The 12,373-nt window shown below is 43.5% G+C and carries 11 protein-coding genes; 7 read left to right on the top strand and 4 right to left on the bottom strand.

All coding sequences use genetic code 11. The features are described from left to right. Positions 1–45: 45 nt before the first annotated feature. From AC6UDE_RS06740 to AC6UDE_RS06750, 3 genes are all read right to left on the bottom strand, one after another. Positions 46–2,319: an ATP-binding cassette domain-containing protein gene (locus AC6UDE_RS06740; protein ID WP_500696996.1), complete on the bottom strand. Its 2,274-nt coding sequence runs from the start codon at positions 2,317–2,319 to the stop codon at positions 46–48. Positions 2,320–2,330: 11 nt separating this feature from the next. Next, complete coding sequence (locus tag AC6UDE_RS06745; RefSeq protein WP_500696997.1) at positions 2,331–3,524, bottom strand: MDR family MFS transporter; 1,194 nt, start codon at positions 3,522–3,524, stop codon at positions 2,331–2,333. Between the two features lie 120 nt (positions 3,525–3,644). Further along, positions 3,645–3,767 carry a hypothetical protein gene (locus tag AC6UDE_RS06750; RefSeq protein WP_500694107.1) on the bottom strand — a complete coding sequence of 41 codons (123 nt, stop codon included), beginning with the start codon at positions 3,765–3,767 and terminating at the stop codon, positions 3,645–3,647. A 279-nt stretch (positions 3,768–4,046) separates the two neighbouring features. Between AC6UDE_RS06750 and AC6UDE_RS06755 the strand changes: the two genes are divergently transcribed. The 4 genes from AC6UDE_RS06755 to AC6UDE_RS06770 all read left to right on the top strand — a co-directional run bounded on the left by AC6UDE_RS06755 (position 4,047) and on the right by AC6UDE_RS06770 (position 6,250). Further along, positions 4,047–4,883, top strand: a complete 837-nt coding sequence (locus tag AC6UDE_RS06755; protein WP_500696998.1) for a DegV family protein — start codon at positions 4,047–4,049, stop codon at positions 4,881–4,883. Between the two features lie 63 nt (positions 4,884–4,946). Continuing rightward, complete coding sequence (locus AC6UDE_RS06760; RefSeq protein WP_500696999.1) at positions 4,947–5,333, top strand: fluoride efflux transporter FluC; 387 nt, start codon at positions 4,947–4,949, stop codon at positions 5,331–5,333. Beyond that, positions 5,326–5,679 (top strand): fluoride efflux transporter FluC, encoded by a 354-nt coding sequence (locus AC6UDE_RS06765; RefSeq protein WP_500697000.1) that lies wholly within the window; start codon positions 5,326–5,328, stop codon positions 5,677–5,679. Before AC6UDE_RS06760 ends, AC6UDE_RS06765 begins: the two co-directional genes overlap by 8 nt. Positions 5,680–5,746: 67 nt before the next feature. Then, on the top strand, positions 5,747–6,250 hold the full coding sequence (locus AC6UDE_RS06770) for a TetR/AcrR family transcriptional regulator (protein WP_500697001.1): 504 nt from the start codon (positions 5,747–5,749) through the stop codon (positions 6,248–6,250). Between the two features lie 68 nt (positions 6,251–6,318). Here AC6UDE_RS06770 and AC6UDE_RS06775 read toward each other — a convergent pair whose 3' ends face one another. After that, on the bottom strand, positions 6,319–7,155 hold the full coding sequence (locus AC6UDE_RS06775) for an aldo/keto reductase (RefSeq protein WP_500695847.1): 837 nt from the start codon (positions 7,153–7,155) through the stop codon (positions 6,319–6,321). Positions 7,156–7,266: 111 nt separating this feature from the next. On the opposite strand from AC6UDE_RS06775, the gene AC6UDE_RS06780 reads away from it, so the two are divergent. From AC6UDE_RS06780 to AC6UDE_RS06790, 3 genes are all read left to right on the top strand, one after another. Next, positions 7,267–9,012 carry an ABC transporter ATP-binding protein gene (locus AC6UDE_RS06780; protein WP_500697002.1) on the top strand — a complete coding sequence of 582 codons (1,746 nt, stop codon included), beginning with the start codon at positions 7,267–7,269 and terminating at the stop codon, positions 9,010–9,012. A 92-nt stretch (positions 9,013–9,104) separates the two neighbouring features. Then, positions 9,105–10,589: a glutamate/gamma-aminobutyrate family transporter YjeM gene (gene yjeM / locus AC6UDE_RS06785; protein ID WP_500697003.1), complete on the top strand. Its 1,485-nt coding sequence runs from the start codon at positions 9,105–9,107 to the stop codon at positions 10,587–10,589. A gap of 141 nt (positions 10,590–10,730) precedes the next feature. After that, positions 10,731–12,317: an L-lactate permease gene (locus AC6UDE_RS06790; protein ID WP_500697004.1), complete on the top strand. Its 1,587-nt coding sequence runs from the start codon at positions 10,731–10,733 to the stop codon at positions 12,315–12,317. The last annotated feature ends 56 nt before the right edge of the window (positions 12,318–12,373 follow it).

The following is a 12,373-nucleotide window of genomic DNA, read 5'->3' on the forward strand; positions in this document are numbered from 1 at the left end:
TTCAAAAAGAGATCATCACTGATATCAGTGATGATCTCTTTTTGTTTATCTTTCTTTATAAGGCAACATGTACTTTTTAAGGGCTTTTCCGGTAAATGATTGGGGAACTTTTTCCGATCCCTCAGGAATCCCACTGTACAGGACGTTTCCACCGTACGTTCCGGCTCCGGGTCCCATGTCAATCAACCAATCAGCCTGACTGATTACATCAAGGTTATGTTCGACGATAATTAAACTGTCACCCTCAGCAACCATTCGTTTAAATAGCTTCAGCAATCGTTGCGTATCATTCATGTGCAGACCGGCCGTGGGTTCATCAAGAAAGTAAATCTTGCCCTTCTCTTCTAGCATCTGGGCTAACCGTAGTCGTTGTAATTCACCACCGGATAATGTGGTCAAAGCCTGATTTAACGCTAAATAATCCAGTCCAACTTCGCTCATCTGTTTCAACGGATTGGCGATTTCAGGAACATCCTTGAAGAATTCAGCCGCGTGAGCAACCGACATTGACAAAACGTCGGCGATGTCTTGACCGTGATACTTATATCCCAAGGCTTCCTGACTGTAGCGTTTTCCGTGACACAACTCACAGGTCTGAACGACCGGATCCATAAAGGCCATGTTGGTAATTGTGACTCCTTTCCCCTTACAACGCGGACAAGCACCCTTGCCGTTGTAACTAAAGAGTTGAGTCGAAACGTTGTTGGCCTTCGCAAAAAGCCTTCGAATTGGGTTTAAAATGTTGAGATAGGTCACGGAAGTGGAACGAATGCTGATGCCGGCTTGTTTTTGTGTCAGATCAACGTAATCGCCATTTAGATGGTCCTTCATGGCCTCCGCTAGTGAACTCTTACCAGATCCAGCCACTCCTGACAAAACGGTCATAATCCCAGTTGGTACCTTGACACTCACATCATCAATGTTATGCATGTGAACATGCTCCAAGTCTACAAATCCCTTAGGTTGAAGTGGTTTGGCGAAGTGATGGGGTGCCCTTAACCATTTTCCGGTCAAGGTGTCAGATTCCAACACTTCTGGATAACTTCCAGTAAAGGTGATTTTACCACCGTCGGCACCAGATTTTGGTCCCACTTCGACCACGTGATCGGCAATCGACATGATCTCTGGGTTGTGGTCAACGATAAAGATGGTATTACCCTTTTTCTTTAGGTTAATCATGGCTTTTTTTATCAAAGCGATGTCGTGGGGATGAAGACCCACACTTGGTTCATCAAAAACGTACAGAATATCTGATAATGAATTAGTCAGGTGTTTAGCAATCTTAATACGTTGCACTTCACCACCTGATAAGGTGCTGGTGGTCCGATCGAGGGTCAAGTACCCTAATCCAATGTCGATTAAAGGTTTAATCTTAGACTCTAAACCCCGGATGATTTCATCTCCAAGGTTATCTTTAATGGACTCCAAAAAGTCCAAGAACTGAACCAGGTCCATCTTAGAAACGTCGTTAATGTTAAAATCATTAATCTTAACACTCAAAGATCTGGGGTTAAGTCGAGCTCCCTTACATACCGGGCAAACTTCCCGGGTCACAATCTCACTAATGGCTTCTTTGTGGTGCTTACCCTCACGACTGTTGATGATTGAACGTTTGATTCTGGGAACCACCCCCTCGTACTGGCTTGTTTTGTAGTAGGCAGGCGCATTGGACAGTTTTTGTTGCGGCGCGTGCATCAACAGGTCGTACTCTTCTGGGGTATAATCTTTAATTGGTTTGTCATTATCAAATAAACCACTGTAACCGTATCCCCGCCAACGCCAGGTTCCGGGTCCAAAACTAACGAAGGTAATCGCTCCTTCATTAAGTGACTTCTCTGGGTCAATTAACTTCGACTCATCAACTTCATCGACATAACCTAATCCCTGACAGTACGGACACATCCCCTGCGGCAGGTTAAACGAAAAGACCTCCGAGTACCCCACAAACGGCTTTCCAACTCGTGAGAATAAGAGTCGTAATAACGAGTAGATTCCCGTGTAGGTGGCAAGCGTTGACCGGGCGTTTCCAGTCAGTTGTTTCTGTTCAATTGCAATGGCAACTGGCAAATTTTTGATGTCACCAACGTGCGGCTGCCCGTACTTTGGGAGATACTGTTGTGAAAAACTAGGAAACGTTTCGTTTAGTTCACGACGTGACATGGCCGCAATCGTGTCGAATACTAACGACGATTTTCCCGATCCGGACTCACCGACAAAAACGGTGATTTCGTGTTTAGGGAGTTTGACGTTAACGTGCTTTAAATTATTTTGGTGTGCGTCAGACACATCAATTGAATCTTTATAATAAGTGTCGACCATGGTTTACCTCACTAATCTTGACGTGTTTTACTTAACTTTCTTGATTCGCTCATCACACAGAACAATGCGAATAAAATCAGTCCGCCGGATACGATAAATAAAGCGGGATAGTTGAAAAATTCAACCATTAATCCACCAAAGAGTGGTCCCACAGCCCTTCCAAGTGACATAAAGATGTTAAATAGTCCCTGAAACTTCCCCTTTTGTCTGGGGTCCGCTAACGTATCGATCCACGCCGGAATTCCCGGCAGTCCATTCATTTCACCAAAGGTCAAAATAACCATGATAATTACGAAAACGGCGTACTGTCTAGCAAATATTAACATAAAGAAGCTTAGCGCGAAAATGATTACCCCAAAGGCAATCTGACGACTCATCTTAAACCGAGCTCCGATTTTATTAATAATCGGTTGAATGAAAACAATCAATAACCCATTAATCGTCCACAAGAAACTGTAATTTTCAAATGAGATCCCTAGTTGAGTCATGTGGACTGACATGACACTTTCCCAGAGCGTATAACTCATATAAATACAAAAAACCATGATGCAGATTAGCCAAATCAGTTTTAAACCGCGACTCTTTTTCTCAGAAACATCGTCGTCATCTTGTGAACGCTTAACGGCCGTCGGTTCTGGTCGATGTAATTTAATGTTAAATTCAAAAATCGTCATCAACAACAACACAATGTAAAAACCCGTTGCCACGATGAAAACAATCGAAATTCCGTACTTCATCAAGAAACCAACCAACGCGGTTCCGACAACGACCCCAAGGTTAAGTCCCACGTACAACGAATTAAAAACGTATCGCGTACTTTTAGAGGTGATCATCGATGCGTACGAATTTAAGAGCGTCATGCTGGAGCCGTTACCCAGTCCGTACAGCAGTAACATAATGCCAAAGATGGGCCAGCCGTGAAAGAAAATCAAAGTCACAATCGAAGTCATCGTAATTAGGACACTGATGATGGCGGTCTTATATGGTGACCAGCGATCGAAAAGATAACCACCCAGATAGTTCCCAATAATCATGAACATTGACATGGCAAACAGCACGATGCCGGCCGTTGTCAGAGATTCATGAAGGTAATTATGCATGTAGACCGTGGTTAGCGGCCACATAAAGGATGACCCGGTATTTAATAGTAACGAATAGATTAAAACGGTACTCAACCTTAATTCTTTTTTTCTTCCTTTTACCATTTGCTTGCCTCACTTCATTATTCATTTTAATTTTTTCTTTAATTTCAATGCTTACACGATCGACCATAATAAAAGGGGAAACTCAACCGTAGTTGAAATCCCCCTAATAATCAGCAATGCTTACTTTTTTGTCGCATGCTTCTTTTCGTTATCACGCTTTTTGGCAACCAATCCGGCTACCATCGAACCCGCTACCAGCACCGAAACAACACTGGTTAACAGGATTTTCATTTTATTTTTCATGATGAAACTCCCTGCTTTTCTCCCTAATATAGTTATATCTTGTTTGCAACAAAAAAGCTACTTCTTTCTCTAATTTATAATTTTTATAATGTGATTGCCAACCGGTTACACCATTCACACTATGTAACCGCACTTTCAAAGATGAAGTTACCTGTCCCACGCTTAACCAAACTCTCTACTAAAATTAAATCCAATTTTAACTGGGAAAAAACCGATCCTTCTACTATAATTAAGGTCCATAAGGCAAATTAACGAAACGTTAATTGGAGGGAGAAACACATGATTCATATTGTTACTGATTCAACTGCTCAATTAACCCCAGATGAAATTCAAAAAAATAATCTCACGGTCGTACCACTTCAGGTTACCATTGATGGTAAAACTTATGAAGATGGTGTTGACATTACCAGAAAAGAATTCTCCGATCATCTTGCAAACGACAAAGAATTTCCGAAGACCAGTCAACCTTCTCTGGGTCAATTCATTCAAGCCTACGAAAAAATTCAAAAAGAAGATCCAGACGCTTCAATCATCTCCATTCATTTAACCAAGGTTTTAAGTGGAACGGTTGAGACGGCTAGGACCGCTGCCAAACAAGTGGGCGGAGACATCTCAGTCCTAGACAGTGATTCAACTGATAGTGGTCTTACTTTTGCCGTCATACGCGCTAAAAAATTGGCCGATCAAGGCAAGTCTGTTAACGAAATTATGGACAATTTAAAGGCTTTTGTACCAAACATTATGACCTACGTTTTCATCAACAGTTTTGATTACATGGTCAAGGGTGGGCGTGCTAGCCGGGCGGTTGGCTTTATTTCCTCACTAATTCAACTAAAGCCCGTAATTCAACTGACTGAGGGAACTTTAAAACTGAAGTACAAGTGCCGTGGCATCAAGAAAATGACCAAGATTGCCAATCAGGTCACCGATGAAATCATTAATAATAAGGATATTTCCGAAGTTGGTCTTTCATACGTTGACGACGGAACGGCCCCAAAGAAAATTGCCGCTAAGATCAAGGAAGCTAGACCTGACATCGACGTCACTTGCCGTCTGACAAGTCCCATCGTTATGACCCACGTTGGCCCTGGTGGATTTGGCTACATCTTCGCATAACTTAATCCTAACAATTAAGATCGGACATTTATGTTCGGTCTTTTATTATGAAAAGAGGAAATCATGGAATCTCTGTTAATTTTTATTTTTGGTGCTCTTGGGGGAATTAGCCGATTAGCAATTACCAACCTGATCAACTATCACACTTTCCCGGTTGCCACCCTTCTAATCAATCTAATTGGAACCTTTCTTCTACCAATTTGGACGGACTACGGTTTTAAAAAGTTACGTCTTCCCAAAATCTTCAATCGGGTCATCGGCACGGGCTTCATTGGCTCGTTTACCACCTTTTCTGGTATCATGGCCGACACCATCAAGTTAGCACTGATGTCTAAATGGCTCTTTTTAGTCATCTATCTCGTAATTTCCATTTTTCTTGGTTTCGCCTTAGCATTGTTTGGCGCTAATCTTGCCGCCAAATTAGTTGAAAGGAGTGAATTTAATGATTAGTTCATACCTTTTAGTCGCAGTTGGAACGGGGTTAGGCGCTGTTATGAGATTCACCATGACTCAATTATCCAAAAAACACAATCGTGGTGTGCTTGCCACACTAACTGTCAACACCGTGGGCAGTTTCATCTTGGGCATGTTAATTCCATTCGCGGGATCTGGACTAGCTTTCTTAATTGGGACAGGATTTTGTGGTGGTTTTACCACTTTTTCCACCTTCAACAGTGAGATTGTCAACTTTACGTTCGAGCATAAATTCAAAGCGGTCCTCACCTATCCCATGATCAGTTATTCGTTAGGAATCCTTGCATGTCTCTTCGGATTTTTCATCAATCGATTATTGTGAATTAGCGGTTAACACCGTGTCAACATGTGGGTATAATTAAATTATTACATAGAAGGAAGGATTTTTTATGCCATCGTCAACTTTTGTAAATCTCCCCCAGGCAAAAAAGGATCGTATCAACAGTGCCCTTTTAAATGAATTCTCCGCTCATCCCTTCGCTGACGCCCAAGTTGCCAGGATCATCAAGGATGCCAAAATCTCACGTGGAGCCTACTACAAATACTTCATTACCTTAAAGGGCGGCTATGATTACACACGCAGACTGGTTTTATCAACCATTCATCGACCTTTCACAAATAAAAAGCTTGATGAACTAAAACCGAGCGACTACGTTGATGCTGCCCGTTCCTTTCTAGAAGATAGTGCTGAAAGTGAATACTTTGAATTTATTCAGATGGACATCCTGCATAATCAGAAAAACATTGATGATTCGGCAATCATTAAGCTGCCAGCCAAACGGTGGGCCATCACCGTTCTGTGCCACCAGACGATTAAAGAAGCCATGGAATCTCCCAGTGATTCCGAAAAATTACTCCATCGGCTTCAAAGAGTCCTTGAAATTATTTATTAATTAATCCGTACAAAAAGGAGACCCAGAAGTGGGCCTCCTTTATTAATTGATTTCAAGCATTAATTAATCTAAAATTCTTCGTAAGTGGCTGGATCTTGATTATGAGTTCGACCATCTGGCTTGGTTAACGAATCAATCGTTTCCATATCTTCAGGAGTAATCTCAAAGTCAAAGACGTTCAGGTTACCACTCTGTCTACCAGGATGAGCTGACTTAGGAATTGGCAGCGTTCCCAACTGAATCTCCCAGCGTAAAATCAACTGACCAACGTTTTTATGGTACTTAGCGGCCATGTCAACCAGAACTGGGTTCTTTAACATCTCACTGGCACGACCAAGTGGGCTCCAGTCTTCGGTTAAAATCCCGTGTTCTTCATCATAGTGACGCATATCAGCCTGATTAAAGTAGGGATGAAGTTCAATCTGGTTGATTGACGGCATGACACCAGTTTCATCAACTAACTTGTCCAGGTAGTCTGGTAGAAAGTTGCAGACTCCGATCGTCCGAATCAAACCGTACTGTTGAGCATCAATCAGTGCTTGCCATGCTTCAACGTAGTTACCCTCTTTAGGATTAGGCCAGTGCAACAAGTAGATATCAAAGTAGTCTAGGCCAGCCCGATAAAGTGACTCCTGAATGGCATTAATGGCGCTCTTTCGGTCGTAGTAACGGCCTGGCAACTTTGAAGTTACCAGCAAATCAGAACGGCGCACGTTCGAATTTTCAATTCCACGACCAACGGCCCCTTCGTTTTCGTAGTTATAGGCAGTGTCGATTAACCGGTAACCCTTATGAATGGCAGAAGTGATCGCCATTGCACCTTCAAAGCCCTTTAAAAGATAGGTCCCAAATCCAATCTTTGGGACCTGCATTCCGTTATTTAACGTATAATACTCATATTCCATGATGAGAACTCCTCTCAATGTGTTTCTACGATTAGGATAAGCGGAATGAATATTCGTTTCAAGCAAGTCGATTTGTGATAGGATAGTAGTTACGATTTAAGGAGTGATAACGTGAAAAAGAAAAACCAAAAAAATAACGGATCCTTCAACTTTCGGGGATTCTTTCATTTAATTCGACAAACTAAACCACACTACTGGCAACTAATGGTTGGACTAATCCTGGGTCTAGTCGCTACTGGAGCCCAACTAACGGTCCCAAAGATTGCCCAGGTCATGGTAAACGATTTTGCCAAGGGCGTGAGTCTAGTCCTGATTTTTGCTATGGTTATTTTATTTGTCTTGAGTGCCCTAATTAACGCGGGCTCAGGAACGCTCCTGGGGTTCTTTGGTGAAGACGTAGTGGCTAACCTCCGAGAACTACTATGGGAGAAAATGGTGAAGTTAAACGTTCACTATTTTGATAGCGTGAAGACCGGAAAAATGACTTCACGGCTCGTGAGTGACACGGACCAGATCAAGGACTTACTGTCAGTTTCATTTCCCAACACGATTACGTCGATCTTTCAACTGATTGGGGCCCTAATCATCATGCTCATCATGGATTGGCGAATGGCCTTAATCATGTTCATTGCCATCCCCATCGTCATGACCGTGATGCGACCAATCATTCACAAGTCGAGTCAGATTGGGAAATCGCGTCAGGACCAAATGGCAGATTTCAGTGGAAAGGCTCAGGAAACTTTAAACGAAATTCGTTTAGTCAAATCATCAAATGCCGAGCCGTACGAAACCAAGGCTGGTTCTAACTTGATTCACAATCTGTATCGGATCGGCCTCAAAGAATCGGTCTACGATTCCATTGCGGGTCCCATCTTGAACACGGTCATGATGGCCATGATCGTCGGCATTTTAGCGTATGGTGCTCACCGGGTTGCCATTGGCGCCATGACCATTGGAACCATGTTTGCCTTTCTAATGTACCTGTTTCAAATCATTGGACCCGTTAGCATGCTGGGTCGTTTTGTCACCGACCTCTCTAAAGCCAATGGTTCTACTGAACACGTCCGAGAACTCCTCATTGAACCAGAAGAAGACTTTGCGTCGGGCTTCTCAGATGACATTGGCGGTAAAACGTTGCGCCTCAATGACGTTAGTTTTGCCTACGACCCCGACGAACCGGTCTTAAAAAAAGTCAACGTCGCCGCCAAGCCCAATCAAACCACGGCCTTCGTCGGACCTTCTGGAAGTGGAAAATCAACCATCTTCAGTTTGATTGAACGTTACTACCAACCAACGTCTGGCACCCTTACAATTGGCAAGGAAAACATCGAGGACATTAACCTCTCTAACTGGCGGCATCAAATCGGACTGGTTAGTCAGGATTCAGCCATCATGGCGGGGACGATTCGCCATAACTTGACCTATGGACTAGACGAGCAGTTTACCGATGACCAACTCTGGCACGTCCTAAGCCTAGCGTACGCGGAGGGCTTTGTGAAAGAGATGCCCGACGGACTTTCCACTCAAGTTGGTGAACGAGGAATCAAGGTCAGTGGTGGCCAAAGGCAACGACTCGCGATTGCTCGGGCCTTTTTGCGAGATCCAAAAATCTTGATGCTTGACGAAGCCACGGCCAGTCTTGATTCACAATCAGAGGCCATGGTTCAAAAAGCGCTTCATCAACTCATGAAGGGTCGTACTACCCTCATTATTGCTCATCGCTTAAGTACCATCGTTGATTCAGACGACATTTACTTTGTTGACCATGGTGAAATCAGTGGACACGGGACTCACGAAGAGTTAATCAAGACTTTGCCCAAGTATCGCGAATACGTTAAAATTCAATTCAAAAAATAAGGAATTCAGCAATGAATTCTTTTTTTGTGTCACAAATCAGGATTTTCCTGTTATACTTTAAGAATTATTTAAGAAATTGGAGGTTACATTTGATGGACAATAAAAAGTTATCATTATTTGCGTTAGTCTTAATGATCTTTACATCCGTCTTCGGATCAGCGAACATTTCCAGAGCGTTCTATCTAATGGGGTATGCCTCAATCATCTGGTACATCCTGGCAGCGCTCTGCTTCTTCATCCCGTTCGCGTTCATGATTGCGGAGTTTGGTGCGGCTTTTTCAGAAAAGCACGGTGGCATCTATACTTGGATGAGCGAATCAGTTAATCCTAAATTCGCCTTCACGGGAATCTCAATGTGGTATGCTTCCGCCATCATCTGGATGGTCAACACCAGTTCCGCCATCTGGGTCCCACTTTCAAATGCAATCTTCGGCGTTGATAAAACGTCAGATGCTCACCTCTTTGGGCTTTCAAGCGTTGAAACCATCGGCCTTTTAGCCGTCCTTTTGATGATCGTGATTACGTTCATTGCTACCCGTGGAATCAGTCAAATTCAGAAGGTCACTTCCATCGGTGGGTTCGCTGCCATGCTGACCAACGTGATCCTCATTGTTGGTGGAGCCATCATCCTTTTAATTAACGGACATACCTTTCAACCGCTCTCCTGGAAAGCCGTCTTAGTATCACCCAATCCGCAATACGATTCATTAATTAACGTCCTCGGATTTATCGTATACGCAATCTTTGCCTACGGTGGACTAGAAACCATTGGGGGCCTCGTTGATCAAACCAAGACTCCCGAAAAGACTTTTCCTAAGGGAATCACCATCTCGGCCATCACCATTTCCGTCGTCTATTCGATCGGGATTTTCATGGTCGGGGCTTTTACGAACTGGAACCAGGTTTTAGGTTCAAAACACAACATTAACCTAGTCAACATCCCCTTTATCATCATGAATAACTTTGGTTATCAACTGGGGACCGCCCTGAATTTTCCTCACGGCGTCTCCGTTCAAATCGGGATGTGGGTCAGCCGTTACGTTGGGGTTTCCATTTTTCTAGCACTGAGTGGGGCCTTCATCACACTCGTCATTTCGCCAATCAAGACGATTGTGGAGGGTACTCCCAAGGAAATTTGGCCGAAGTTCTTTACCAAAATCAACAGACACAACGTACCAGGCAATGCCATGGTGATTCAGGGACTCTTAGTCATCTTGTTCATCCTCGTAATCTCGTTTGGAGGACAAAGTGCCAAAGCTTTCTTCAACATTTTGGTTCAGATGACCAACGTGGCCATGGTAATTCCGTACCTGTTCATTGCCTTCTCGTTCATTGGTTTTAAAGCCAACCAGAAAATCAAGAAGCCCTTTGTCTTCTACAAGAATTCACTAGTCGCCAAATTAGCGGTCTGTGTCGTAATGCTAACGGTCGGTTTTGCCATTATTTTTACGATTATCGCTCCCGCTTTGAGTGGCAACTACGTAAGCAGTATCTGGATGGTCGTAGGACCAGTACTGTTTGGTATTGTGGGTTATCTTTTGTACCACCACTACGAAAAAAAATATCTAAGTAAATAAGTAAAAATGAGGCGTTCCCTTGGTGAGGGGCGTCTCATTTTACATTTTCACTACCCAATCCTCTTAGCTTGAAACCATTGACTCATGTATAATAGTTATAAGACATCTTTACCGCAAAGCACTAAGAGGAGAAAACATTATATGGAATTATTAGTTTCAATGTTTCCGATACTAGTCCCAATAATTCTGCTGGGTTTTTTAAACATACCAGCTTTAAAGGGAATGAGTGTAACGGCAATACTTGTTATTTTAGCTAGTTTATTGGTTTGGAAGATGCCAATGAAAGCTCTGGCAGCTTCAGCCATTCAGGGAGTCCACAAAAGTCTGACGATTGCCTGGATCCTCCTTGGGGCACTGTTATTACTAAGAGCACTGGAATACACCGGATCAGTTGACCGGATTAACGCTGGCTTCACCAATTTAACCACCGACATGCGCCTGCAAGCCATCCTGATTGTCTTTCTGTTTGGGTCCCTAATTGAGGGAGTCTCGGGCTTCGGTGCTCCAGCCATGGTCACCGCGCCACTGCTAATTGCTCTGGGATTTAAACCGCTCTCTTCAATCGTTTTAGCCCTTGTAGCCGACTCAACTGCCGCCTCGTTTGGAGCCGTTGGGACCCCACTAACGGTTGGTCTAAGTAACACCGTTAGTACAGCTGAGATGGGAAAAGTCGGGTTAAAGATTGCTAACCTCGAGTTAATTAGTGGGACCCTGGTTCCGCTGATCCTAATCGTGATGCTGGTTTTCCTACTTCCCAACCAATACACCAAAAACCGCTTCAAATCAGTTTTACAGGTCACACCATGGTGCATTGCCATTGGTTTAATCTACTCGACTTCAACCATTATCAGTCAATTATTACTGGGATACGAACTAACATCCGTTATCAGCCCCATCATTGCCCTGATTTTTGCCATCTTAAGTATTAAGTTCAACATCTTACTACCAAGGGATGTTAAGAAAAATCCATGGCAGCAGTCCGAAAAAGTAACCATCAAGGAGCCCCGAACCGATATTTCACTAATTAGAGCATGGTTACCATACGTCCTCGTAGTCGTTCTATTAGTGATCCCTAAACTCGTCAAACCGGTTCATAACTGGTTAAACAGCCACGTCAACCTATCATTAACCAACATTCTTGGCTTTAAGGCAATTGACTCAAGCTGGCTCCTTTTAGCTTCACCGGGAACCGTCCTCTTGATTGTTGCCCTACTAACGGTCCTGCTTCGTGAAGAATCATTTCGTTCGTTTTCACACGAAGCGTGGGACGTGGTGAAGTCAATGAAGACCACGCTTCTGACCTTAATTGTGACTTTAATCATGGTTCAGGTATTTACTAACACCAATTTTAACGGCGCCAAACTAGACAGCATGCCCGGTTACTTGGCATCGTTTATGGCTACTCACCTGCATGGCGTCTGGTTAGCAATCGCACCAATCTTAGGCGCAGTGGGATCATTTGTCACCGGAAGCACGACCGTCTCCACCTTGACTTTCTCATCAATTCAGGCTGATGTCGCCATGGACGCTGGCTTAGATAAATTTCTCATCCTCGCCGGTCAGGTCATCGGCGCCGCGGTTGGAAACATGATTTGTGTCTACAACATTGTTTCCGTGAGTGGCGTAGTTGGACTGAAGGGACAAGAGGGGACGGTAATGCGGAAGACTACCATTCCAGCAGCCGCTTATCTCTTTTTTCTCATTATCTCCATCTTCATATTCAAATAATTATAGGTAAACAAAAATCCATCCCAACTAATTTTGGAATGGATTTTTTTCAGATT

The sequence above is a fragment of the Fructilactobacillus sp. X2R5C3 genome, from assembly GCF_059901325.1.